Origin of the sequence: Veillonella ratti (genome assembly GCF_003992115.1) — a bacterium.
In the GTDB taxonomy this organism is placed as follows: domain Bacteria; phylum Bacillota; class Negativicutes; order Veillonellales; family Veillonellaceae; genus Veillonella_A; species Veillonella_A ratti.
In genome coordinates, this window is the sequence record NZ_RQUX01000001.1 from 27,611 (window position 1) to 51,831 (window position 24,221).

Sequence of the window (24,221 nt, forward strand, 5' to 3'; positions counted from 1 at the left end):
AGACACTACGGTTTTCCCGTGGTCTCTTAATACATTTCAAAACGACTGTATAATTCAGACTCCTGATTTGATTTAATGGCTATGATTCATGATTCATTAGGTAATTACCACCCTGAGCCTCCTCTGCTCGTTTACGAGCGGCAATTACCTAACATTACTCACCCTTATTTAGGCGCAACAGCCAAGAAAAATAATACGGCTATGGTTGCCCCGATGATAGGTCCCAGAACAGGAACCCAAGCGTAACCCCAGTTGGCAGTCCCGCGGTTAGGTACCGGTAAGATTGCATAAGCCAAGCGAGGGCCAAAATCGCGCGCAGGATTGAGCGCAAAACCGGTGGTAGAACCGAAGGAAAAACCAATGGACGCAACTAACATACCAACGATGAATGGGAATAAACCGTCACTCATTTTGCCGAGGCAAAGGATTGCCAACATAAACATAAACGTAGCAATAACTTCGGATAATAAGTTCATAAAACGGTTATCACTCATCGGGCCGGTGGCAAAAATACCAACTACATTGCCTTCATCCGGGCCGGTTTGTTTGAAGTGAGGGAAATAGTGAATCATAGTAATCGCGGAACCAACGAAGCCGCCCACCATTTGGGCTGCCACAACAGGTAAGACCTGGTCCCACGGGAAAATGCCGCCGGCAGCGAGGGAAATCGTAATAGCCGGATTCAAATGAGCCGGGCCACCGAGCGCTATGCCGATATATACGGCAAAGGTTACGGCCATGGCCCACCCAAAAATCAAACTCATCCAATTCGGCGCAAACGCTTTCGCCAACGTATTTTTTAATAAAACCGAAGAGTTAACCCCACTACCAAAAGCCATTAAAACAGCCGTGCCAACAAACTCACTAATCAGGATCTGTGTATCCATACGCGACTCCTTACATGATCATTAATAATAGATTTTCCAGATCGTCCTTCGAGGCGGCATATGGATTTGTCTGATAGGTCATATCTTGCAATGCTTTATCCGCCATAATAGAAACTTTCTGTCTTGCCTCCTGTGCCGAAACGTTGGCTGCCGCACTGATATTGAGCGGACATTCAACGGTTCGGGCAAGTTGTAAGATAGCTTTAACTAACGCGACTAAAGCATCTCTCTTATCTGTACCTCTATCTGCAAAGCCGAGCTTCTTTGCAAGTTGTACATATTTCTCATACGCCTTTTCAGAATGGAAGGCGTTAAACATAACGACTCTGGCGATAAGCATCGCATTGGCCAAACCATGAGGGATGTGGAACTGACCGCCTAGCTGATGAGCTAAGGCGTGGGTAATACCGAGTCCGGCTCGGTTAAAAGCGAGCCCCGCCATACAGGATGCTTCATGCATCCCCATGCGGTCTTCTTCCGTCGCTCCCGGCGCAAAACACTTAGGCAGGTATTCAAATACCAACTCCAAGGCTTTTTCGGCGAGCGCATCCGTAAAATGATTAGCCCCCGTTGAAACGATGGCTTCAATAGCATGAACCAATACGTCCATACCGCTGTAGGCCGTTACTTTAGGTGGTGCCGTTTTGACAAAAAGCGGCGTTAAAATCGCTTCTTGCGGCAATAAGCTTTCATCTAATATAGGATATTTCGTCTGCGAAGTAGGATCCGTAATAACGGCAAATGACGTTACTTCGGAACCGGTGCCGCTGGTGGTCGGAATTACCGTAAAATAACGCACCCCGCCATACCCCATATGACGTGCAAAGTACAATACGGCTTTGGTTAAATCGATGGCCGATCCGCCACCAATGGCAATTACTACTGTAGGTTGTATTTTCTGAATGAATTCCACCCCTTTAACCACATGGCTGATAGGCGGATCCGGCACAACGTCCGTATAAATGCTCACCTCGTTCTGTGGGCGGAGCTCATTCAAAATATAGTTTAAGTTTTCTGTTCCTTCTAAAAACGGATCACACACGACCAAGATCCGCTCTTGCCGAAATTGCTTCAATCGTAAGAGGGAATCATGGCCGGCAAAGATTTTAGTAGGAAATGTCCATTGATTCATAGCTGCCTCCTAACGAATTTGGAAGCCTGTAGTTAAGCAACAACGACGGCGACGTGCGAAGTGACGGGCCGATGTAGTTGCTTCGCCGGTTGGTGTAGCAATCGTAAAAGTTGTAGTCCCTTCACCGTTGTAACCGAGACCGGCATAGGACGGACCGTTTTTAACAAAAATGGACGTTTTCATAGCGCGTGCCATTTTGTTAAGGCGTTCCAAGTTAAGCGAATGCATAGTTGCCGTATGATGTAAACCGGCTTCTAAGAATAAGCAAGTTGCCAAACCGTCTTCGAAGTTTTCTACTGTTACAATCGGTAAAATCGGCATCAACATTTCAATCGTAGCAAACGGATGATGTTTGTCGGTTTTCATGATGATGAGGCGAGGATCGCCGTCTACTTCAATACCTGCATCACGCAAGATTACGGCAGCATTGCGGCCTACATATTTCCGGCTTGGTGTGCAGTTTTTCTGCAAGGTAATATCCAATAATTTTTGGATTTGATCTTCTCTTTCGATAAGAACCGCACCGGCCTTTTTCATTTCTTCAATCAATTCGTCGGCGATAGAACGAACGGCTACCACGCTTTTTTCTGCAATGCAGAGGATATTATTATCAAAGCTGGCCCCCATTACGATATCCTGAGCAGCCTGACGAATATTGGCTGTTTCATCAACGAATGCAGGCGGATTGCCGGCACCGGCGCCGATTACTTTTTTACCGCTGCACAATGCCTGATGTACAACGCCCGGGCCACCGGTTACAACCAATAAAGGAATATCCGGATGTACCATCATTTCCTGAGCCGCTTCAATGGACGGTTCTGCGATGGTAACGATTAAGTTATTAATACCGATAGCATCAGCTACAATTTTATTAAGTTCGCTTACGAGCCAACGGGATAATTTTTTAGCACCCGGATGAACGCTGAAGAAAATCGCGTTGCCTGCCGCTAACATGCCGATAGCATTACAAATCAAAGTTTCACTTGGGTTAGTACTTGGTGTAACTGCCCCGATAACGCCGTAAGGGGATAATTCGTATAAAGTCATCCCGTTATCACCGGTTTCACATTCCGTTACCAAGTCTTCTACCCCCGGTGTTTTGTCGAGAGTAAGATTCAATTTAATGATCTTATCCGCTACGCGACCCATACCGGTTTCGTCATAGGTCATCTGCGCTAATTTATTAACCAACGGACGCATGCTCTGACGAATCGCTTCAATAGCCTTACCGCGTGTAGCCAAGGTGCATTCTTCGAATTGAATTTGTGCCTGTTTAGCGGCTGCTACGGCTGCATTTACAGTGCTGAATACGCCCGGTTCATCAGGTAAGGCACCTTCCGTAGCCGCAGCGCCGGTATCGGTACCGTTCATAATATTCATAACCATAGAGCGAATCATGCGTTCTAACTCTTGTTTATTTTCCATACTTTGCCTCCATATAATCCATTGCATATTCTCCGATAGTCACATCTTCAGCGACTGTCCCCCCACTAATACCTAAGCCACCTATGAGCTTACCGTTTTGCGTCAGCGGAAAGCCGCCGCCAAATGTAACTAAAGGCCTGGATACCATGGATTCAATTTGATATAAATCAGCCCCGGGCTGAGTGATTTCTTTCAAAGCTTCGGTCTTACATTTAAGAGCCACTGCCGTATAGGCTTTGCCGGCCGAAATGTCAGTACTTACGAGCAAAGCGTCCGCCATACGATACGTGAGGACCGGGTTACCGTGTACATCCACTACGGTAATGACAACCGGTACGCCCATAGCTTCGCTTTTAGCTGTCGCCCCTTCGAGCAAACACATGGCCATACGACGCAGTCGTTCTTCTTCATTCATGGACTTAGCGGCATTCTCGGTATGGCTCTTAGCCGGCGAAGACGCTTCTGCGGCTTCTCCCAATTTTGCCATAACCTTTGATGATACTTCGTCCACATAGAACATGAAATCTTCCATACGCGCCAGCGTATAGATGCAGTCAGACAACCGGTTTACAAACGCCAACGCTGTCGGTCTAACCGGTTCGCCCTGCCGCAAACCGTTGAGTTTTCGTTCTGCCCGTCTGCAAACGGTACGGGCCACGTGAAGCTCAGCAGCTGCTAAGTTATTGCCTTGATATATAAAACTTGTGAGCGGTGGCAACAATTGCGTATAGCGGTCGATGATTGATTCCAGCTCTTTTATATCCGCCTCACTAATGAGGGTGCTGTACTGTGTTAGTTTAGCTTGGTCCATCGTCGCTACTTCCGCGCAAAGTCTAAATAACAGGCCTTGTAAATTATGTAAAATTTGTTTTGTTTCCGGATACCGCACCAATTTTTCACACACACTTAAGTGCGCATTCAACTCATCAAGGGTGCCATAGGTGTTGACCCGTTCCGAGTTTTTAGCAACGCGAGTACCGTCAAACAGTCCCGTCGTGCCCTTATCGCCCGTTTTTGTGTAAATAGCCATGGTGGGCCTCCTATTTATCAAAACTGTCTATAATACCTACGATAGCGCAATCAACAGCGCTATTGATGTCCTGTCCGTCGCCGAATACATGGCGAGCAGAAGAACCGCGGGTCAATAATACGTATTCACCAATCCCGGCACTCACAGTGTCCGCCGCCACTTCATACGAAGGTAACGGTTCCTGATTGCCGTCAACGTATTGTATAATCATCAACTTCAAGCCCACTAAGGACTCGTGTTTTTGTGTCGATACAATACTGCCTATTACTCTACCAGTCTGCATATCGTTTCGTCCCTTCTACACATACAAGGTGGCGGTCGCGCAATTCATCAAGCCCGAGAGTGGTAAATCGCTGACCACGAAATATTAGTATAACGGACTCTTTGTTGCAGGTACGAATCGCCGACGCACTAATGATGCGCTCTTTGAAACTGTATACCCTGCGGCCCTGTTTATCCGTAAAGGTAAAGGGCCATTTTAGTATCATCGCCGGATCCCACTGTTGGTTGGCGCACATGGCGGTAACCACTGTCATGTCACAACCGTAGGCGACTGCCTGATCAAACCAGTTTACCAAAGGTCCTTCGGCTCGCTCCGTCAGTTCATTCAGTTGCGTTTGGGTTACGCCCGTAACCGTTACCCGTTGATGATGCAGCAAGGTACGTTCCTCAAGCTTGCCGTCGTGAGCCAAATCCACCTGTCCTCGGCTTTCCATTCGCGCCTGCAAGCGTTTGAGTACTGCTGCAATAATTTCGTCCATAACTACCTCATTCCCTGTAAAATTGCCTGTAGCAATGTTTTTTTAACTCTATCAGCACTTCACCTTAGCCATGAAATCCACATTTGAGTTATACACTGCCAAGAGCAATTCCTAAAGGGGTTACAAATTCCGGATATAGAGGCTTTATAACCTCCCGTCCGATGACTTTCTCAAAGGTATCAGCAAAATCGGTAAAATTAGTGGCACCGCCTACGACATATACCGGACCGTTCTTACGATAGGCCCCGTCCGTCAAGGCTTTATTGGTTATGGTGGCCATTTTTTCGACTACCGGACGAATTACCGGATACACTTCCCGTTCTCTTGAATGATCTCGCTTGAGAAGTTCCGCATCCGCTTGGGAAATTCCATAGTTACCGCTCAGCACAAGCGTCATATGCGAGCCACCGGTCGGTTCATCGGCGGTGTAACTCACTTTGCGCCGTTTAATCACGGTAATTCCCGTCGTGCCGCCGCCCACATCGACTACAGCACCATTTACCATATCAAGAACCAAGGCGGCTGCCGTCGGTTCATCATATATGGCGGTTACTTCAAAATCAGCGCCTTCAAGGACATGACTTACTACGTCTTTGTTTTTGCCTAAAGTACCGGGCGGTACGGCCGCTGCGGCCTTCGTTAAGGAGCAACCCAGTTCCGCTTCGGCTTTTGCTTTTAAACGCCGAGTTATGGTAACTGCCCCCACATAATCTACCACTAAGCCGTCTCTAACGGCCTGCGCGTATTCAAAAGCACCGTATACCGGTTGACCGCCTGCATCAACTACGGCAAGGACGATGGACGATGTGCCAAGATCGACGCCGACCCGTAAGGTATCAGCTTCCTTTTCTGAAATTGTGCGTGTCGCTCCTTCCTCAACGCATTGATTAAAAGCGGCCAATAGTTGATTTACTTCTTCAATACTGCGCATACTTGCCTCCTACCGTACTATTTTCGCCATCGTATGAGCATCCACTTGTGCCGCATTCGCCTCGTCCGTATCTAAATGCATTTCCGTCACATAATCAGGGGAAACGCGAATGATAACATCTTCGAAAACAGTCGTTCGTTCCGGTGTCGCAACTCGTACCTTTACGGTATCGCCATTATTTACACCCAATTTTGGCGCATCATCGGCATTCACATGGATGTGACGCTTGGCGATGATACAGCAAGGAATCGTAATTTGAGCGAATTCCGTTTTTAAGGTAATCGGCACCGCTTTATCAAGCTGACCGGATAACACAATCAGTGGTTTTACGCCCAGCATACGAGCATCAGTTTGTGAAATTTCCACTTGCGATGCTTTGCGAAGCGGTCCTAATAAACGAACTTTACCAATTTCATTCTTTGGCCCCACAATAGTTACCACTTGTTCAGCCGCAAATTCACCGGGTTGTTTCAATTGTTTCTTGGACTGTAAGGTCACATGAGGGAATAAACGGTCATAATCGGCTTGACTGAGATGAATGTGACGATTGGAAATCCCAATTGGGATTTCCGGCGTCTGCACATCTTGGATAATCTGGCGAATCAGCTCTTTTAAAGCATCTTTATCCATCATAGGTTATCCTTTGCTAATTAGTTAATCTGTAATCAGTGTTACTAATTCAAGTATTTTATAAAAAGCAATGATCTTATTATTTAACCAAGATGCTTTCTACATCGCTATGAGGGCGTGGAATTACATGAGTGGATACAACTTCGCCCACTTTAGCAGCTGCTGCACAGCCTGCATCTACAGCGGCTTTAACAGCGCCTACATCACCACGAACCATTACAGTTACCAAACCGGAACCGATTTTTTCATAACCGGTCAATGTTACGTTAGCTGCTTTTACCATAGCATCAGCTGCTTCAATAGCGCCTACTAAACCTTTTGTTTCTACCATGCCTAATGCATTATTCATTATAAATCCTCCTTTAATGGATCCTGCTTATCTGTAAATCTTGTGTTTCAACCAAAGTGCTTACCTTTTGGGTTATTCTTTTGGTTTTGTAGTTGTTTTAGCTCGACTCGGCCGTTTCTTTGGCGTTGGTTTTACAACCTTCAGCAAGGCTTCTTTCGTTGTATCAACGGAAGGTGCCGCCTTGGTTGTTGCGGTTGGTTTTGTGTCAGACGCCTCAGTTTTGGCAGTTTCAACCGGTTTAACCGGTTCGGCCGCTTTAGCCGACGCTTTTGTCGCCGTCGAAGTTGCTGCTTTTACCGGTTCTGCTTTAGCAGTTTCAGCCGGTTTAGCCGCTTCGGTTGCTTTAGCCGGTGTACGCTTCACCGGTTTAGCCGTAGAAGCTGTTGTATTAGCCTCAGTTTTGGCCGGTGCCTTAGCAGGTGCCGCTACTTTAGTAGCTGCTACCGGTTTTGCTTCGTTTTTTTCAGCGGGAGTCGGTATGTCTTCCTTCACAACTTCCGTTGCCTGAGGGTTCAATACCGGTTTACCGCCACCGCTTAATAGCATTGCGTCAATGCCTTCAGCCGGTCTTGGAATTACTTTATGAGCAATGTAATGACGTTCTTGTTTAGCTTGGGCTACCCCGGCTTGTACAGCTGCCTGAACCGCGCCTACATCACCGGTTACTTTAACGGTCATCCAACCGCCGCCACGTGCTTTTTCTACGTTCAAAATCGTTACATTAGCTGCTTTCACCATCACGTCAGCCGCTTTGATGGCTGCTGCGAGGCCAGCTACTTCCAAGAGTCCTAATGCTTCTTTCAAAATGCCACCTCCAATCCGGGGTCGGTTTTAAAAGGATTGCCTTTTACCAGGCGAGCTGCATTGGCCCCTAACGCTCGCATAGTTTGTTTTGCTTGTTTATAATTACGCAAACGATATATAAATTGATGAGGCGGTAAGTTTTTATAACTTAACACCAAAGTATCAGCACTGCAGCCTACTCCTACGGATAAGGCCGATGCATGAGAGGCTTCATCAGCCATAAGCAATATATCATCGCTTGCAGCACGTGCCTCTAAGCTATACGGAATGCCTTCTTCTTCAATACCGAACAAGAGATCCTGAATAGTTTCCACTGATACATTGGGGTGGTGATAAATCATAATGGTCGGTTTAGGTGCAATGATAACCTCCATAATTTATCCCCTCCGCTCTTTGGCATATGATAGAATCAAGCCGGTGGCCACCGCATTACGTGCCCCTTCGGTGCCGCGCACATTGCCGCGCCCGGCTACCAAATTATAATGAGACAACGCATCCGTTACGAGCTGCGGCACTTCAAAGTCCAAAGCCGAACCGCCTACAATAACTACGAAAGGAATATCACGCACATTGTGCGTTGGGCTTACAGCCCGTAAGGCTCGCAGGGAATTGGTTACAAAAACACGTTCCTTCGCAGTTTGACGAACAATCTTGATTTTTTCCATTGATTGATCCCCTTCGATAGGTACGAGTCCTTCGTCGGTTACAATTACCGTCTTGGCGAATAAATCGGCCGGTAACGGATCTTTAAAAAACTGCACATTGCCGTCTTCATGGCGGATATGATACACACTGATTACTTTGGCTAATGGGAATTTCTTAATGCTTTCAGCTAAATGGATATCTTCCAGTCCCAATTCAGAGTTAATCAACATTGTTACCATATTGCCGGCTCCGGCTAAGTGAATAGCCGTAACCCGTCCGTCAGGTGACATAATCGAAGCATCGGTAGAGCCTGCCCCGAGGTCCAGAATTGCCAACGGCGTTTCCGTACCCGGTGTAGTCAAAGCCCCGAGAATAGCCGATTCAGCTTCCTGACCGCCGATTTCTACAGGGATTTTAAGCTCCCGTTCTACTTCTTTGGCAATAATTTCCATCTGTAAATGGTCCGATTTAACCATAGAGGCAATGCCCACGGCCTGTTCCATAGAGAACTCACCGGCAAGGCCGCCTTTCACATTAATCGGTACTGATGTATCTACTGCCAGTAAATCTTCAATAAAAACATCATTTGGTGATTTATTGGTTAAGTCCGCCATAGTCTGACGAACTCGTTCCAGCATACCGCCCACATTCGTGCCCGCTTCACCGCATACATTGTCGATGTGGGACACTTGTCCAAGGGTAGCCATAATCTGTTCGGCACCTGCTGAAATATCGATGGATACGGTACGTCCGTCACCGGATGCCACAATGGAACCGGCAGGGATTACACGTTCTTTGACATCCCCGGCAGGGGTTTTAATAACCACCGCCGAACGATTGCCGATAAGCGCTCTGGCGATAGGTACTATGTTCTTGGTCTCATCCGCTGTCAAGTTGAAAACTGTAGCAATACCGTAAGGATTAGACAATTGGGAAATTACTTTACCCGGTTCTACTACTTCCACTGCAGCCAACATACCAAGCGGTACTTTATCGACATAGGCTACTTCATCAATAATCGGAATCGGCTGTTGCAAACGGTTGGCTACGAGCACGCCGTCATCGGCCTGCAAGATAGCTCCTTTGATGCGATAGCCTTTTGTTACATACGCATTAATCAATTCGGCTACAAGCTGAAAATCTATTTCTTTCGGTACGACTACGATATAGTCATCCGACATAGGCTTATCCAGCAATTGTAGGATATGAGCCGTATAGCCCACACCGATACCAAGACCGCCCGGAGTTTTCGGATTATGCCCAATCATGGTTGATTCGGTAATAATCGTTTCTGTAATCGTCTCCATCGCCACATCGCCAATAACCGGGGTAGCTTCATTGATACGAATTAAATCGATGTCCTTAAGGGACAGGCCCGTTTTGGCAACCAGTTGACGAAGCGATTCAAAGAGTCCTTGAATATTATCCTTAGTTCCTTTGATCCCGGTCGTATTGGCAATCGCCGATCCGAGAAAACGAACTTCACCGGACTCGTGGATTTCCGCTAACGCTGATTCTGTTGTGGAATTACCTATATCAATACCAACGACTCGCTTCATACACAAAACTCCTAACTCTTAGTTATCACCTTTCAATTTCTTACGTTTTTCATAGTTTTCAGCCGCTTCACGAACGAATTCAGCGCAAATTACAGCACCGTATTCTTTTTCAAGTTCATCAGCCATAGCCAATAATTCCTGTTTGGAGGAACGGTATGGACGAAGGGCATTGTACATTTCCAATAAGCGTTTATCGCCTACTTTAGTCATTTCAGCAGCGCGGGAGAAGTTGTATTCAATCTGATCGCGACCGCCGGCTTTAGCGATTTGACCTTGTGCTTTTAAGATTTCAGGGCTGATACGCATATCATCCATAGAAACCTGACCGCTCATAACGGCATCCAAGGTAATATCATCTAAGGAACGATTGCCTACTTTGATCCATTCAGGATGTTTTTTAGCAATTGGGTAATCCGCTACCGTAGCAACGCGTTCAGTTGTGCTTGACTGAGCTACTGCACTTACCGGAGAAGGGGTTCCCTTTTGCATATCTTCTAAAATTTTGCGAATCATCGCTTCCATATCTTGACTCATAAAGGCCTCCTTATAGGCTTACGCGGCATTCATCAGCCGGTTTACCTTTAACCACTCGTTTTGTTTCCTTAATGTGTAAAAGGGCTGACAACGCTTGATATTTAGGGCGTGCCATTTGATCGTTAAGCGTAGCTACCGGATTAGGGGATTCTCCCTTAGCGTATTTAGCTGCGTTTTTGCCGATGGCGCGGTATACTTCTTCCGTAAGCAATGGTGCTTGTGGGAATAATTCCAAGTTGGATAATGGTTGTAAATCACGTTGGTGAATTACCGTAGTACCCTTGGATTGAATACCGATGCAAACGCCGGAACCGGATAAACGGTCGCCTTCAACAGCTACAGCTGCTACGTCGGATGAACGATATACACGAACTACACGAGCTTTTAAGCCTTCTTCTTCAATACCGGCAACGAGTTGACGGATTACATTGCGATGTGGTACGCCTACGATAGTAGTGCGTTGGCTGCGACCAAATGCAGGACCTACAGCGATAACCACTTCATCAGGCGATGTATGGGCTTCAGCCGGGCCACCGGTCTGAATCCAAGTATCATCTACGTCCTCTTCTTTAGGACGAGCCGGAGCCGCCGTTTCGGAGGAACCGGCAAAAGTAACAGGCTTGCTGGCGCTACCCATTTCTTTAAGCACTTCCATAATCAGTGCGCGTAAAACTTGCTCATTAACTTCAGCCATATTGATGCCTCCTTAAATATCACGCGGATCGATTGCGTTAGGAATATTTTTAATTACTTCCCAATCTTCGCCTTCCAAACGATAACCTGTGCCTACGCCGGCATAGTCGTTAGGATTGTTAATTGCTGAAATTACATTGAATTTATCGTCAAAAATAGCGGATGTCTGCAAATAGTCACCGGCAATTTTCTGTTTCAACAAATTAAGAACGCTTTGGGCTAAATCATTGAAGCCGCGTTTAGCAAGACCTTTTACAAAGTCAATACCGGTAACGCCGCGATTCATAAGATCGGCAGCTGCTTTGATGTCGGCTACTTTATCGCGTGGCGGCATATCTTTGGAACCGTTGGCATAAGTAGCAGCTTCTACTTCTTCATCAGTAATAGCCGGTAAGCCGAGTTCAGCAAATAAGCCTTGAAGCGCACGAGCTGCTTTATTACGAACAGCTACAACAGCGTCTTCCGTAGCCGGTTTCAAACCGCCGTTAACTTTGAGGTCACGCTGAATAATTGTCCAGTCATCATAGTCTTCAGCATCCCAGTTGGAGCCGGCAAACATGTTGTCATAGTTTGGTGTGGAGCTGTAACCGGAGCAGATGAAGTCAGTACCAGGGCAGAACTGCATGAGTGTACGAGCCGTACGACGTAAGTCGGAATGACTGAATGTCTGGTCATTACTGGATGCACATTCGAGGTCGAGCATAGCTGCGATCAAGTTTTCAGCTAAAACGGCACGAATACCGGAAGGTACAGCTGCCGGAATACCGATACAGCTTACGGAACCGTTTTGGATACCCTGTACGCCGGCGCCTTTAGTGATATAGAGGCAGCGAGTTTCGAGGTATAACATGGATTTACCTTCCGCTTGACCCATCTGAACTTCAGAGCCTGTACCGGAAGTAAAACGCATTTTCAAACCACGGGAAGCATAAGCGGATGCTAAGAATGCTTTCGACCATGGAGTGTCATCACCATCGGTGAATACATCTTCAGTACCGTATACGGAAATTGTTTCAGCATAAGCTGTGAAACCGCGCATACCGAGTTCCAATTCAGTAGCTTCTTCCAAGGAGCATTGAGTCAATACGCCCGGACGACCGGCTTGGGACCCTACCAAAATACTGATAGCGTTAAGCGGCGCATAACGAGCAACCGCTACGGTTGTTTCTTCTTCAGCAAAACCGCGAAGTGCGCCTTCAGCCGCATCAGCAGCGATTTGAACCGGGTTATCGTTAACGTTTGTTACGTGAGCCTGGTTAGCCATGGTGCGACGAGCACGCATTTTCTGCATACATTGCATCATTTCAACAACGTTGAAATTACTTACAACTTCAACCATTTTGGCCGGAGTCATGGATTTTGCAAGGCTGGCAATTTCGCTGCGAGGTACGGTTGGTGTCAAAATCATGTTGGCGATTTTGCGGGAATCCATAGCCATAACTTCTTCAGCACGTTCCAAGCGGATTGCATAATTAGCAATAAATGTATCAATCAAGTCGAAATCTTCACGACGTTTGCCGTCAAGTTCTACAATTCGACCGTTTTCAATGCGGATACTAGGTTTAGGATCCTGTGGCGATTCCATGGCTATAAAGCCTTCTTCCACCCATTCTTTTACATAACCATCCTGGTTAACAGGGCGTTTGCTTAATACTTCAAAACGTTTTGATCTCATATGTCAAGCTTCCTTTCTATCGAAGTTAAATGTAAGAAGGAGCATCATTTTTAGGTTCGCTACCTAAAGTGCCTAATAATTCTTTACCGATTTCGCGAGCTGTAATAACAGCCTGACGAACTGCACCGGAATCACCGGAGATCTGTAAAATTACTTCGTTGGAGAAGCTTGTGCCGTTTGCAGGAGATGCATAGCCGATAACGTCTACATTAGCTGCTTTTACAGCCACATCAGCCATTACCACGCCGATAGCTGCCGGAGCACCTACGATAAGGCCGAATGCTTTGCCTTCAGGAGCGCCGAATGCTGTGTTAATAGCATGGCTTGCGCGAGCTGTATATTGTAATTCGATGTGGCCTGCTTCATTAGCGTATACGTCGCCGAAAGTACGTTCAACTTCTTTAAGCGTTACTTCAACAGCACGTTTTACGTCGGAAACGTCGTCACCACCGAATACGATTAAGGAACCGTGACCGGCGCCACCTTTAGTGTCGCGCGCCAGTTCGATGCTTACGATTTCAGTGTTGGTAGCTTTTACTGCTTCATCAGCGGCCATAATGTGAGGGCCTGCCCCGGTACGAGCACCTACAACACCGATTGAACGATATTTTTTTGTTAATTTCATGGCATCCAATACTTGTTGATCCACGTTAGCGATTACTAAACCGATAGTATCACCAAATTTTGCTGTGCCAATGAATTCTGTTAAACTGCAACTGTTCGCCATAATTTGTTCCGCTCCTTTGCTTTCACTTTGATTCGGGGTGGCTGCCGATAAATTATCGGCTTTTTGTAAAACGCGTTTCAAAATCTCATCAACCATTTGATCCGTATTACTCATTAAGCTTCACCTTTTTCCTTTAAGATAACGCTTTCCACATCTTTGTGAGGCCGTGGAATTACATGCGTCGAGACAACTTGCCCTACTCGTTCGGCAGCTGCTGCACCGGCATCAACGGATGCTTTAACGGCACCTACATCACCTCGTACCATAACGGTTACGAGACCGGAACCGATTTTTTCAGTTCCCACGAGGGCTACATTGGCGGCCTTTACCATGGCATCGGCAGCTTCAATAGCGCCGACCAAGCCTTTAGTTTCAACCATACCTAGTGCTTCTTGCGACATACAATTCATCTCCTATCTTGGGCGCACATAAAATAAAAAAATAAAAATTCAAATATTCACCACATTTTGCAGTATTGTGTATACGATTATTATACAAAATAACAGTATTCCATTTTTTAACACATTTTTGCTAAATTTGAATTTTTTGTTCTACTTTTAACAATTTTTTGTTATAATTGGTATAACGATTAATCATAAAACCTCAGTAAGTTCTGTGTTTATCATGAGTTTTAGTTATTTGTTGTATTACTATTTTTTAATCCTTTTGTTTTGTACGCCCATACAAACAGAAAAGAGAGAGGGGTGGCAACGATGCCAACCGGTAATTTTAAGACAGAAACAACCATGATTAATGAGATCATGCGTGATTTTACAAACATTACGGAACTAGCAGCCGTATATGTAGATTTGCGCGGTCGTGTGCTTTCGTGCAAATACAACTTTAGTAATTTTTGCAAGTATATTCGCAGTCATCCTACATTGTCGCGTCTTTGCGCCTATTGCGACGCCTATGGCGGCCTCGAAGCATCCAAAGGACATTGCCCGTCTGCTTATCGCTGTCACGCAGGTATTGTAGACTTTTCTGTGCCCGTAATTCATGAAGGTCATTTACTGGGCTTTATTTGTGCCGGCCAAACAGCCGTAACGGATCCGCAATTACCGCAAATTGCAGCTCGCAGTGATTGGCAAAACGACACAACGGCCAAAATGTATTACCGTCAATTGCCTATTTATTCTACGGAAGAAATAAATAGTGCCTCTAAGGTATTAAACCTTATGGCCGGCCATTACTTCCCGGATATTTTAAACACCAGCCTGGACATACCGGAATTACAAAGCAGTAAATCCGATGTGCAGCATCATATGAAAACGTCGTATCGTCCTGAAATTAAAAGGGCTCTTGTTTATATCGACAAACATTTAAACAACAACCCTTCATTACGGGATATTGCCTCTCACGTTTACTTAAGTGAATCTTATTTGTCCAAAATCTTTAAACAAGAAACGGGCATGTCCCTCGTGCAATATATTAATGAACGCAAATTGGAACAGGCCAAATTGATGCTTCGCGGTTCCGACTCATCTATCGAATCCATTGCGCGTAATCTGGGCTATAATCGAACCAGCTACTTCTGCAAGGTTTTCAAAGAAGCTACTGCGGAAACACCGCATTCCTATCGTCGTAAATACAGATTTTAAAAATAGCTTTATAGCCAAAAGATTTTGCAAGAATTTCTAAACATTCTCAGCAAAATATATCCGCAAATATGAAAGCAGTATTTAACTCACAATTGAATTAAATACTGCTTTTTTGCTAACTATAAACCATTATTCAATTTATAATTTCTGGAGGCACCCATGATTAATAAAGAACGCCTATTAGCAAATCTCAACGCCATGCAAACTATAAGCACCATCGAAGGTGTACCGGGGATCAATCGTATTGCCTTTACTGATGAAGATTGGCAGGGACGGAACTATCTCATAAAACAGCTGAAAGAGCTTGGTCTAAGCTTACGCATCGATGACTTCGGCAATGTCATCGGCCGTTACGAAGGTTATAATCCCAACGCCCCGGCCATCATGATGGGGTCGCATACCGACAGCGTGCCCCAAGGCGGTAACTACGACGGTCTTGCCGGTATCGTGGCAGCCCTGGAAGTTATCTCCGATTTAAAAGAATCAAAAGAAACGCCGGAGCATCCGCTTGATATTGTCCTCTTCATGTGCGAAGAATCAAGCCGCTTTGGCAGTGCGACCTTGGGAAGCCAGGCTATGCGCGGTCAATTGAGTCGCGAGCGTTTGCAAACATTGCGCGATAAAAAGGGACTCAGTCTCTATGAAGTACTAAAAGAACGCGGCTTTAATCCGGATACCATTCCTCATGCAAAATTTACTACGCCCCTAAAAGCCTTTTTAGAACTCCATATCGAGCAAGGCATTGTTCTCGAAAAAACAAATCATACCATAGGTATCGTAACCGGTATTGCTGCGCCCACACGCTATAAGGTGCATATTCACGGCACCGCCGGCCATAGCGGTGCCACACCGATGAATCATCGCCACGATGGTCTGTGTGCAGCCGCCGAAATCATCCTCGCTGCGGAACGAATTGCTCAAAACAGCAAACCTATTCCGGTCGTAGCTACCGTCGGCGTTATCGAAGCTGCACCGGGCGCTATGAACGTAATTCCCGGTGAAGTCACCTTAGGTCTCGACATTCGCAGCATTTCCGCCGAAGCCAAAACGCGCGCTACCCAAGACATTCTGCAAGCCATTTCGGAAGTCGGTCACCAACGCGAGATTCCTATCGACACCACGCTAATCGCCGACGAAATGCCGCTCATGGTCAAAGACTCTATGATTAAAGCCATGGAAACTGTAGCTCAAGCTAAACAGTACAATTATATGACTCTCCCCAGCGGTGCCGGCCACGATGCCATGAACTGGGGCGATTACACCGATGTAGGCATGATTTTCATTCCTTGTCGCGCCGGCGTAAGCCACAACCCGGCCGAAGCCATCGACATTCAGGATTTAGTAACCGGTACAAAATATTTGAAAGACCTTATCCTCTATTTAGACCAACAGTAATATACAAAATTTTCTATACATTTATACATTTTGTAGAGTATATAAAAATGTCCTTATATACTCTACTTTTGTTTATTTCATTGTGTTTTTAAGGTAACTACATTTGTTTTTATGTGTATAATTAGTTGTATTTTATGCACAAATAAACAACATATAGAATTTATAAGATAATATATTTTATAAGAACGAAGGCACAAACTCTACCATACATCAGCCTAAATGCATTCTCATGATTTTTGTATACATAGAAATTTACTGAAATTTTATTGTATTTTTACGCAATCACATAGTATAATATTATCAAGTTGAAATATTTATTAAAAGGAAGGGCTTTTTCACTCGTAAAACTCTCCTTCCGTACTCATCATTTTCCAGTTTCATAATACCGGATGCCATCATTATTCCAATTAATTCAACTACTACGGTTACCCACCTGTATTATGAAGCCCCTTTTAATAAGGGAGTCAGCTTGCTTAAAGGAGGCGTTGTTTATGGGCGCAGAAGTCTTGACAGTCAAAATCAGTAGCGTACAAGCGGTCGCACTCGCATTTGTGACGTATTTCATCGGTTTATGGATTAAAAACCGAGTTCCCGTATTTCAAAAACTCAGCTTACCAGCTGCGGTAATCGGTGGTCTACCGTTCGCTTTTATCCTTTCCGGTTTGCGTGTATACGGAATTCTACAAGTGGATTTTGACAACACCTTATCCACCGTAGCCCTCTTAGTATTCTTTACCACCATCGGTATGATGGCCAGCCTAAAACTCATCAAATACGGTGGCTTAGCTCTCATCTTATACTTAATCGTATCTTCCATTCTCGGTTTTGTTCAGAACCTCTTGGGTATGTCCATTGCCGGTGCCATGGGCATTGACTTCCACTATGGCATTTTGGCCGGCGCCGTTTCCCTCATGGGTGGTCTCGGTACCTCGGCAGCCTTCGGTCCATATTTTGAAACCACCTACGGTATTCCGGGTGCCACAACCGTTGCCATCACAGCAGCAACCTTCGGCATGGTAGTAGCCCTCGTACTCGGTGGACCTTTCGGCGAATTCTTAATCAAACACTACAAAATTAAAACACCGGGTACGCAACATATCGATCCGGCCACTACACCAAACGCAACAAAAAATATTCCGGAATCAGAAGCTAATAATCCGGCAGCAGCTCAATTAGAACCGCATGTATTCGATATGTCTATTCTTGAAGAAGAAGAAACAACCGACGTAAACGGTGTATTAAAAGCAGCCGGCTTCGTATTCGTAGCCGTAGGTCTCGGGGCCGTACTCAGTGCGTACCTCAACACTATCATTACTTTACCGGCTTACATCGGTGCCATGCTCGTAGCAGCTGTTATTCGTAACATCGGCGATTTCTCCGGTATGTATCGTGTACAAGGCGGCGGCCTCAATGTAGTATCTGAAGTGGCCTTAACCGTATATGTTACCATGGCTATCAACAGCTTGAAACTCTACGAATTGATTCACTTGGCTTTACCGCTCGTAGTAATCTTGATTGCTCAGACACTTCTCATGATTGTCTTTGCATGGCTCGGTTACTTCTTGCTCTTTGGTAAAAACTACGACGGCGTTATGCTCGGCGTAGGCGGTATCGGTTTTGCCATGGGTGCTACCGCTAACGGTCTTGCCAACATGCAGTCCTTGGCTGAAAAATACGGTCCGTCCCCTAAAGCATGGCTCATCGTATCACTCGTTGGTGCCTTCTTGATCGACTTCGTCAACGCTATTATTATTACGTGGATGGGGACTTGGTAAGAACGGCATAAGGTTCGTTCTTAAGCCCCTGAGGGGCTCTACATCAGAGCTAAAAACAGCATAAAGTTCTATTATAAGAACCCGATAGGCTCCGCACCTAAGGCTTGGTTTTACTACGTAAAAAGACCCTTAGGTACGGACCTATCGGGTTTCTTTCTCTCAGAGAACATTACGCTGTTCTTAGCGACGCAGAGCACCCCATCAGGGACTTTGCGCAAAGAACCTTATGCCTCTTCTCCCGCTCTCCTGAAAAATCGGATTCGAAGTGTACGACGGCTTAGTCCGAGATTATATAAAAAGAAGGAATACCTCCTCTCATGCTTTTTGATTTGGAAGAAAAGTGTACGATTGCTTTTATTGAGATGATATAAAAAAGAAGGAATACCTCCTCGAAAAGGGTCTTTTTTGCTTGCAAAAACTAAGCCTTGTAGAGGAGGTATTCCTTCTTATATATACACTTTAAGCCGTGTACACTTTGCATCCGAATTCTTCTTGTAGAGAAGGCATTCCTTCTTATATAAACGGTTCAAGCCGAATACACTTCGAAACGATTTTACTTCACCAGCATTATTACGATTGGCAATGTAACGGCCGACAGCACGGTGGTGGCGACGACGAGTTGGGTGGCGTATTCGGTTTCGGTTCGAAGTACGCCCGCAATGAGTGCCGTGGTTACGCCGGCCGGCACGGCCGCGGAGATAACGAGTACTTGCATAACGAGTTCCGAAACGGGGCCGGCTATGAATTCATACGGCCAAATAACGAGCCAAGCCATTAATGGCCCCACAATCAAACGGACCGCGCTGCCCCACAAAACGTCCCGATTAAAGAAGTTGAACGGAGTTCTGGCCAGCTGCACGCCCAAAGTAAAGAGGGCAACCATGACGAGCGCGTTACTCACATTGGTAAGGACGGGCCAAAAGAATGTTTGATCCACGGGAATTTTACCGAAATTACAGATTAAAGCCAAGGCTACGGCGTAAATAATCGGCATTTTAAAAACTAATTTTACCGCATCAGTGCTACTCATTTTGCCCTGTCCCGCAAAATAAAAACCCAAGCTGTTGGTCACGATATTTTGCCAAACAAAGACAACGATTTGAATGGCTATGGCCGCCTGCAACCATATAGGCGCACCGTCTTGTAAAAACGGTTCATTGGAGTAGATAAATACAATAAGTGGTACCCCGATGTTACCGCAGTTATTAAAGAGCACCGCATTGCGGAAGATACCGCTTTTTTCACGAGATAAGCCCAGCGTTTTTTCAAAAATCAAACTGGCCAACCAGGTGGCCGCAAAACCAATCACCGTAAGCCACACTACTTGGGCACTTTCAGCGGTCACATTGTAACTGTATGTATTAGTAAACAAAAATGCCGGCGCCACCACATAGAAGTTCATTTTACTGAGTGTATCAAGGTCCATGTGGAATTTTTTATCCATAAAATAGCCGATGAGGACCAATAATAAAATAGGCAGAACCGTCGTCAGGAAAATATGCAAAATCATTTATTACTTGGCACCCCACACTAAATTATACAGCGATTCGCCGATAGTGCCTGCCTGAATGGCGGCCGGTTTGGAATCATAAGTGTATTCACTTTTATCGTAAGCGATGCCAGTTTGATGGAAATACTGCATATCCAAGGTTTGGATAGTGCGTTCATTCTTCTTGATTTCCATTTTTTCAAAATAATAGTCTCCACCCGGTTGAATTACACGAATCCAAAGTTGGGCTACATCGTCTTCTTTGTCGACGCTGCTGTTATCGATGGAGGTTGTGTTATCATGAATGTCGGCACCTACATAATACCAATAATCCGCTGCCTGTACAGGCGCTAACAATGATAGGCTCAATGTACCTACCAGGCCTAACATGGCCAATGTTCTATTCAGTAGTCTCATAATTAGCCTCTTTCTATATGAATTAAAATCTAAATGAATCAAAAATTACACGCTTAGATGTCCATACTAAACTATATCGATTCGTTTAGCATACACAACATTATACCCACTTAGACTGAGTTTTCAAGTCTAAAAAAGTGAAAATGGTCTGAACCGCTATCATTCAGACCACTACAAAAAGCCACAGTAAGCCGTAATCATCTTCGGCCACCGTGGCTTTATTTATTTTATTTGTAAATTAAGGCTATTTAACGCGCCAGGAAACCCACGCAACCTTATCTTCCGATGTATTACGAATGCGGCCGTCTTCCGTGCGATACGGCGCCAATAAAGGCAAAATTTCAGCACGCATAGCGTCTTCCGTACCCCATTCTTCCGAATGAAGGCGCATAGTAAAATAGCGAAGGGCTTCTTCTTCCGTGAAAAATTCCACTTCCGGCACGTTTACATATTCCACTGCCACGTCTTGGCCAACTTTTTTAACCGTAGCAATAACATCATCTACATTAGCCTGCCATTTGAAGTCGTCTTTTTGACCGTAAAAGTGTTCATATAAAGCGTCAACGATAGTATCCTGACGACCGGCAAAACCCACGAATAGGCAGGCATTGCGGCTTGTCTTGGTCAATGCTTCAATATTGTTCATGTCAAACATAACCGGACAGAAAAAGCTGTAACTCAAATCAAATTGACGCTCCCAGCCGAGTTCTTCACGAGTGGTTTCACTCCACGGACCTACGTAAAGATCCAAATCAAGATCTTCTTTTTCCGCTATTTTACGAGCACCCGCAATCATACCATTCGATAAATCGATACCCGTAGCCTGATACCCCAATTTGGCAAGGCCCAAGGAGTAGTCACCGACACCGCAGCCTACATCGAGGGTTCGACCGCCCAGCGCCGGTAATAAGTCATGTTTTTTCAAAAAATCTATAAAATTCGTAACCTGCGCAGCACGTTCTTGTTTGTCATGTAATTCCACAAAAAATTCGGAACGGTTATTCCACGCCTCTTGTTCTGAGCGCCATTCCACTTCATTTTCGTGAATATTCGTTACTCGCACATTGCTCATAAAAGTCCTCCTATTGATAATTTATATCAATTCTAATATTTTCTATATATAGAGTACTCTTATTTTGCTCCTGTGACAAATACCAATTACGAATAATAGCCTATTTTAAGACGCATATTGTCTTGAGATATAATCTCATTTGCCCAGTATATGCTCATCTCATTTTCCTAGTATGTGGGCATCTCATTTTCCTAATACATCGGCAAAGGATTCCACCGTACGATCGATGGCATCAGTCAATGTCTTGTTGTCTGTATTAAGGGGCGGATTAAAGTAGAGCACATCCCCCAACGGACGAAGCAATAAACCGTGGTCCAAAGCTTTTTTATATATCTGATAGCCTGTACGTGCTTTGCTTGGCAACGGTTCTTTCGTTGCCGGATCTTTAACCAATTCAATGGCATTAATGAGCCCGATATGACGAATTTCACCAACATTCGGATGTTTACCCAACGCATCTTCCAAGGCATTGTGCAAGAAGACTGCTTTATCTTGCGCCGCCGCTAAGACACCGTCGTTTTGTAAAATATCCAAAGTGGCCAGCGCAGCCGAACACCCCAATGGATTGCCCGCATAGGTATGACTGTGCATGAATGCTTTGTACTCGAAATAATCGGCATAGAAGGCATCATAAATCTTATCGGTAACAGCCATGATGGACATCGGCATATAACCGGCGGTCAAGGCTTTGGAAATGGTCATAATATCCGGTGTAATGCCGGCATGATCACACGCAAACATTTTGCCCGTACGACCAAAACCGGTGGCAATTTCATCAGCAATGAGAAGAACGCCGTATTCATCGCAAAGAGCACGTAATTTTTTCAAATACATTGGCGGATACATACGCATACCCGCACAGCCCTGTACGATTGGTTCCACAATAACAGCCGCCAATTCATGATTATGTTTGGCGAAGTTTGCTTCCATATGCTCGAAACATTCGCAGCCACAGGTTTCACGCGTCTTATTATATGGGCAACGATAACAATCCGGCGCTTCCGTATGAATTGTTTCCATCAGCATCGACTGATACATTTTAGCAAATAAATCCATACTGCCAACAGCCAAAGCGCCCATGGTTTCCCCGTGATAACTTTCAGTGAGGCACATGAATTTCTGACGTTCCGGATGACCCGTTTGATATTGATACTGGAAGGCCACTTTAAGAGCGCATTCAACGGCACCGGAGCCATTATCGTTAAAATGTAATTTATTCAGTCCTTTTGGCAATAATTTAGTCAACTCTTCCGCCAAGGTAATGGCCGGTTTATGGCTCAAATTAGCAAAAATAACATGTTCCAATGTATCCAGCTGTTTTTTGATAGACGCATTAATTTTCGGATTGCAGTGACCCAATAAATTACACCACCAAGAGCTGATGATATCGATATATTCGTTGCCGTCTACATCATATAAATACGAACCTTTGCCATGGTCAATGACAATGGGCGGCAATGTTTCATAATCCTTCATTTGTGAACAAGGATGCCAAATATGCGCTAAATCTCTTTCAACCCACACCTGTGAACTCATGTTGAACTCCTTTTACCTCTAAATACCTATACCTAATCATTACGTATATTAACTTTATTCGCAACCTAATACGTGCATAACTTAACTAATACGTAGCATAGTTTAATATGTAAAAACTTATATATAACCCTTACATGCTGCTGTTTGAAAAAACCATTGCTTATACTTCTTCATATAAGGCGGCTAGCGTATCCGCGGAAACACCTAAGTCCTTAGCCCCTTCCGGTACGCAAGCAATTACCGGTACGCCCGTTATTTCTTCAATCATCAGCTTATTATCCCGTTCCATCGGGCTATCCGTATAAAAGTTTAAAATAACCCCTTTAACCGGAATATTACGAGCCCGTAAGTATTCGATGGTCAAGACAGTAGCATTAATCGTACCCAATCCGGCATGAGCTACCAACAAGGTCGGCAAATTGAACCATTGGATAACATCTTCCAGAAAAATATGGGCCGTTTCGTCATACCGCAATGGACACATAATTCCACCGCTCCCTTCCATGGTGACGTATTCGAAGTTTTCTTTTGCTTTCGCAAAAGCCGCTTCTACTACGTTTTTTTCAAGAGGATGACCTTCCCATTGAGCTGCCAAATGAGGTGATACGGCATGATCATATAAATAAGATAATAAATCTTCGTCCGGTACATCAATCCCGGCCACTTTTTTCACATAACCCGCATCACTGGCTGCAATTGACGGCGCACCACTGACCGCCGCTTTATAATAACCGGCCTTATATTGACCGTCTCGCAATGTTTTCACCAAAAGACCGGTAATGAATGTCTTGCCGATATCCGTTCCCGTTCCCAATACAAATAAGCCCTTACTCTTTGATCCGAGTTGTGCCATAATAACATCCCTTCCTCTATTATTACCCTATTCATTAACACGTGGTTAACAAATTGATTTTGATTTAATTTAATCACGCCAAGGGTTTATTGTCAACTCGAACTATTTTAGTATGGTTTATAATTCAGCCGGATTAATTTTAAAAACTGCATTTTTAATATACCAAAAAGGCATTCAATCATCAGTTTTAGCACTATTGATTACATTTGTTCAAAAAGCGTCATTTGTCATTGACTAAATGAGCGATTATGATTATATTATAGTTAAGATAAACCATAATTAAGCAAAATACTAATATAAT

The 24,221-nt window shown here is 44.9% G+C and carries 25 protein-coding genes; 3 read left to right on the forward strand and 22 right to left on the reverse strand.

Going from position 1 to position 24,221, the window contains the following annotated elements:
- Window positions 1-164: 164 nt before the first annotated feature.
- From EO124_RS00140 to EO124_RS00220, 17 genes are all read right to left on the reverse strand, one after another.
- A complete protein-coding gene (locus tag EO124_RS00140; protein WP_127057802.1) occupies window positions 165-887 on the reverse strand; it encodes an MIP/aquaporin family protein in 723 nt (240 codons plus the stop codon).
- A 10-nt stretch (window positions 888-897) separates the two neighbouring features.
- Window positions 898-2,019 (reverse strand): 1-propanol dehydrogenase PduQ, encoded by a 1,122-nt coding sequence (locus EO124_RS00145; RefSeq protein WP_127057803.1) that lies wholly within the window; start codon window positions 2,017-2,019, stop codon window positions 898-900.
- Between the two features lie 9 nt (window positions 2,020-2,028).
- Window positions 2,029-3,444: an aldehyde dehydrogenase family protein gene (locus tag EO124_RS00150; protein WP_127057804.1), complete on the reverse strand. Its 1,416-nt coding sequence runs from the start codon at window positions 3,442-3,444 to the stop codon at window positions 2,029-2,031.
- Window positions 3,434-4,474, reverse strand: a complete 1,041-nt coding sequence (locus EO124_RS00155) for a cob(I)yrinic acid a,c-diamide adenosyltransferase (protein WP_127057805.1) — start codon at window positions 4,472-4,474, stop codon at window positions 3,434-3,436. The genes EO124_RS00150 and EO124_RS00155 overlap by 11 nt, the downstream gene beginning before the upstream one ends.
- Before the next feature lie 10 nt (window positions 4,475-4,484).
- On the reverse strand, window positions 4,485-4,757 hold the full coding sequence (locus EO124_RS00160; protein ID WP_006555514.1) for a EutN/CcmL family microcompartment protein: 273 nt from the start codon (window positions 4,755-4,757) through the stop codon (window positions 4,485-4,487).
- Window positions 4,744-5,235 (reverse strand): PduM family microcompartment protein, encoded by a 492-nt coding sequence (gene pduM, locus EO124_RS00165; protein WP_127057806.1) that lies wholly within the window; start codon window positions 5,233-5,235, stop codon window positions 4,744-4,746. Before pduM ends, EO124_RS00160 begins: the two co-directional genes overlap by 14 nt.
- Before the next feature lie 88 nt (window positions 5,236-5,323).
- Complete coding sequence (eutJ, locus tag EO124_RS00170) at window positions 5,324-6,166, reverse strand: ethanolamine utilization protein EutJ (RefSeq protein WP_127057807.1); 843 nt, start codon at window positions 6,164-6,166, stop codon at window positions 5,324-5,326.
- 9 nt (window positions 6,167-6,175) lie between these two features.
- The gene (pduL, locus tag EO124_RS00175; protein WP_241230628.1) at window positions 6,176-6,799 is read right to left on the reverse strand and encodes a phosphate propanoyltransferase; all 624 of its coding nucleotides are present in this window, start codon (window positions 6,797-6,799) and stop codon (window positions 6,176-6,178) included.
- A 76-nt stretch (window positions 6,800-6,875) separates the two neighbouring features.
- Window positions 6,876-7,145 carry a propanediol utilization microcompartment protein PduA gene (pduA, locus tag EO124_RS00180; protein WP_006555510.1) on the reverse strand — a complete coding sequence of 90 codons (270 nt, stop codon included), beginning with the start codon at window positions 7,143-7,145 and terminating at the stop codon, window positions 6,876-6,878.
- Between the two features lie 72 nt (window positions 7,146-7,217).
- Window positions 7,218-7,949, reverse strand: coding sequence for a BMC domain-containing protein (locus EO124_RS10360; protein WP_127057808.1), 732 nt, complete (start codon window positions 7,947-7,949; stop codon window positions 7,218-7,220).
- The gene (locus EO124_RS00190; protein WP_021842298.1) at window positions 7,946-8,323 is read right to left on the reverse strand and encodes a glycerol dehydratase reactivase beta/small subunit family protein; all 378 of its coding nucleotides are present in this window, start codon (window positions 8,321-8,323) and stop codon (window positions 7,946-7,948) included. Before EO124_RS00190 ends, EO124_RS10360 begins: the two co-directional genes overlap by 4 nt.
- A 3-nt stretch (window positions 8,324-8,326) precedes the next feature.
- Entirely contained in the window at window positions 8,327-10,153 is a 1,827-nt protein-coding gene (locus EO124_RS00195) for a diol dehydratase reactivase subunit alpha (RefSeq protein ID WP_021842299.1), read from the reverse strand.
- Between the two features lie 18 nt (window positions 10,154-10,171).
- A complete protein-coding gene (locus tag EO124_RS00200) occupies window positions 10,172-10,687 on the reverse strand; it encodes a diol dehydratase small subunit (protein WP_127057810.1) in 516 nt (171 codons plus the stop codon).
- A gap of 10 nt (window positions 10,688-10,697) precedes the next feature.
- Window positions 10,698-11,381 (reverse strand): propanediol/glycerol family dehydratase medium subunit, encoded by a 684-nt coding sequence (locus EO124_RS00205; RefSeq protein ID WP_021842301.1) that lies wholly within the window; start codon window positions 11,379-11,381, stop codon window positions 10,698-10,700.
- A gap of 12 nt (window positions 11,382-11,393) precedes the next feature.
- A complete protein-coding gene (locus tag EO124_RS00210; protein WP_021842302.1) occupies window positions 11,394-13,055 on the reverse strand; it encodes a propanediol/glycerol family dehydratase large subunit in 1,662 nt (553 codons plus the stop codon).
- Window positions 13,056-13,080: 25 nt separating this feature from the next.
- Window positions 13,081-13,896: a propanediol utilization microcompartment protein PduB gene (pduB, locus tag EO124_RS00215; RefSeq protein ID WP_021842303.1), complete on the reverse strand. Its 816-nt coding sequence runs from the start codon at window positions 13,894-13,896 to the stop codon at window positions 13,081-13,083.
- Entirely contained in the window at window positions 13,896-14,183 is a 288-nt protein-coding gene (locus tag EO124_RS00220) for a BMC domain-containing protein (protein WP_021842304.1), read from the reverse strand. Before EO124_RS00220 ends, pduB begins: the two co-directional genes overlap by 1 nt.
- A 312-nt stretch (window positions 14,184-14,495) precedes the next feature.
- Here EO124_RS00220 and EO124_RS00225 point away from each other — a divergent pair, with 312 nt between their 5' ends.
- The 3 genes from EO124_RS00225 to EO124_RS00235 all read left to right on the forward strand — a co-directional run bounded on the left by EO124_RS00225 (window position 14,496) and on the right by EO124_RS00235 (window position 18,553).
- Window positions 14,496-15,383 (forward strand): PocR ligand-binding domain-containing protein, encoded by an 888-nt coding sequence (locus EO124_RS00225; RefSeq protein ID WP_127057811.1) that lies wholly within the window; start codon window positions 14,496-14,498, stop codon window positions 15,381-15,383.
- A gap of 159 nt (window positions 15,384-15,542) precedes the next feature.
- Window positions 15,543-16,778 (forward strand): M20 family metallo-hydrolase, encoded by a 1,236-nt coding sequence (locus EO124_RS00230; protein ID WP_127057812.1) that lies wholly within the window; start codon window positions 15,543-15,545, stop codon window positions 16,776-16,778.
- A 491-nt stretch (window positions 16,779-17,269) separates the two neighbouring features.
- Window positions 17,270-18,553: a sodium/glutamate symporter gene (locus EO124_RS00235; RefSeq protein WP_127057813.1), complete on the forward strand. Its 1,284-nt coding sequence runs from the start codon at window positions 17,270-17,272 to the stop codon at window positions 18,551-18,553.
- 553 nt (window positions 18,554-19,106) lie between these two features.
- Here EO124_RS00235 and EO124_RS00240 read toward each other — a convergent pair.
- The 5 genes from EO124_RS00240 to bioD all read right to left on the reverse strand — a co-directional run bounded on the left by EO124_RS00240 (window position 19,107) and on the right by bioD (window position 23,920).
- The gene (locus EO124_RS00240; protein WP_127057814.1) at window positions 19,107-20,063 is read right to left on the reverse strand and encodes an AEC family transporter; all 957 of its coding nucleotides are present in this window, start codon (window positions 20,061-20,063) and stop codon (window positions 19,107-19,109) included.
- Window positions 20,064-20,066: 3 nt separating this feature from the next.
- Window positions 20,067-20,459 (reverse strand): hypothetical protein, encoded by a 393-nt coding sequence (locus tag EO124_RS00245; RefSeq protein ID WP_021842309.1) that lies wholly within the window; start codon window positions 20,457-20,459, stop codon window positions 20,067-20,069.
- A gap of 244 nt (window positions 20,460-20,703) precedes the next feature.
- Window positions 20,704-21,531 carry a class I SAM-dependent methyltransferase gene (locus tag EO124_RS00250; RefSeq protein ID WP_127057815.1) on the reverse strand — a complete coding sequence of 276 codons (828 nt, stop codon included), beginning with the start codon at window positions 21,529-21,531 and terminating at the stop codon, window positions 20,704-20,706.
- Between the two features lie 183 nt (window positions 21,532-21,714).
- A complete protein-coding gene (gene bioA / locus EO124_RS00255) occupies window positions 21,715-23,067 on the reverse strand; it encodes an adenosylmethionine--8-amino-7-oxononanoate transaminase (protein WP_127057816.1) in 1,353 nt (450 codons plus the stop codon).
- A gap of 160 nt (window positions 23,068-23,227) precedes the next feature.
- Entirely contained in the window at window positions 23,228-23,920 is a 693-nt protein-coding gene (gene bioD / locus EO124_RS00260) for a dethiobiotin synthase (RefSeq protein WP_127057817.1), read from the reverse strand.
- Between the last annotated feature and the right edge of the window lie 301 nt (window positions 23,921-24,221).

Bases quoted from the DNA above. Each gene is read 5' to 3' on its own strand.
- pduM (WP_127057806.1), bottom strand. From the start codon at position 5,235: ATGGACGAAATTATTGCAGCAGTACTCAAACGCTTGCAGGCGCGAATG.
- EO124_RS00240 (WP_127057814.1), bottom strand. From the start codon at position 20,063: ATGATTTTGCATATTTTCCTGACGACGGTTCTGCCTATTTTATTATTG.
- pduB (WP_021842303.1), bottom strand. From the start codon at position 13,896: ATGAGTAATACGGATCAAATGGTTGATGAGATTTTGAAACGCGTTTTA.
- EO124_RS00250 (WP_127057815.1), bottom strand. From the start codon at position 21,531: ATGAGCAATGTGCGAGTAACGAATATTCACGAAAATGAAGTGGAATGG.
- EO124_RS00210 (WP_021842302.1), bottom strand. From the start codon at position 13,055: ATGAGATCAAAACGTTTTGAAGTATTAAGCAAACGCCCTGTTAACCAG.
- EO124_RS00205 (WP_021842301.1), bottom strand. From the start codon at position 11,381: ATGGCTGAAGTTAATGAGCAAGTTTTACGCGCACTGATTATGGAAGTG.
- EO124_RS00220 (WP_021842304.1), bottom strand. From the start codon at position 14,183: ATGTCGCAAGAAGCACTAGGTATGGTTGAAACTAAAGGCTTGGTCGGC.
- pduA (WP_006555510.1), bottom strand. From the start codon at position 7,145: ATGAATAATGCATTAGGCATGGTAGAAACAAAAGGTTTAGTAGGCGCT.
- EO124_RS00145 (WP_127057803.1), bottom strand. From the start codon at position 2,019: ATGAATCAATGGACATTTCCTACTAAAATCTTTGCCGGCCATGATTCC.
- bioD (WP_127057817.1), bottom strand. From the start codon at position 23,920: ATGGCACAACTCGGATCAAAGAGTAAGGGCTTATTTGTATTGGGAACG.
- pduL (WP_241230628.1), bottom strand. From the start codon at position 6,799: ATGATGGATAAAGATGCTTTAAAAGAGCTGATTCGCCAGATTATCCAA.
- EO124_RS00190 (WP_021842298.1), bottom strand. From the start codon at position 8,323: ATGGAGGTTATCATTGCACCTAAACCGACCATTATGATTTATCACCAC.
- EO124_RS00245 (WP_021842309.1), bottom strand. From the start codon at position 20,459: ATGAGACTACTGAATAGAACATTGGCCATGTTAGGCCTGGTAGGTACA.
- bioA (WP_127057816.1), bottom strand. From the start codon at position 23,067: ATGAGTTCACAGGTGTGGGTTGAAAGAGATTTAGCGCATATTTGGCAT.
- EO124_RS00235 (WP_127057813.1), top strand. From the start codon at position 17,270: ATGGGCGCAGAAGTCTTGACAGTCAAAATCAGTAGCGTACAAGCGGTC.
- EO124_RS00225 (WP_127057811.1), top strand. From the start codon at position 14,496: ATGCCAACCGGTAATTTTAAGACAGAAACAACCATGATTAATGAGATC.
- EO124_RS00160 (WP_006555514.1), bottom strand. From the start codon at position 4,757: ATGCAGACTGGTAGAGTAATAGGCAGTATTGTATCGACACAAAAACAC.
- EO124_RS00150 (WP_127057804.1), bottom strand. From the start codon at position 3,444: ATGGAAAATAAACAAGAGTTAGAACGCATGATTCGCTCTATGGTTATG.
- EO124_RS00200 (WP_127057810.1), bottom strand. From the start codon at position 10,687: ATGAGTCAAGATATGGAAGCGATGATTCGCAAAATTTTAGAAGATATG.
- EO124_RS00230 (WP_127057812.1), top strand. From the start codon at position 15,543: ATGATTAATAAAGAACGCCTATTAGCAAATCTCAACGCCATGCAAACT.
- EO124_RS00195 (WP_021842299.1), bottom strand. From the start codon at position 10,153: ATGAAGCGAGTCGTTGGTATTGATATAGGTAATTCCACAACAGAATCA.
- EO124_RS00155 (WP_127057805.1), bottom strand. From the start codon at position 4,474: ATGGCTATTTACACAAAAACGGGCGATAAGGGCACGACGGGACTGTTT.
- eutJ (WP_127057807.1), bottom strand. From the start codon at position 6,166: ATGCGCAGTATTGAAGAAGTAAATCAACTATTGGCCGCTTTTAATCAA.
- EO124_RS00140 (WP_127057802.1), bottom strand. From the start codon at position 887: ATGGATACACAGATCCTGATTAGTGAGTTTGTTGGCACGGCTGTTTTA.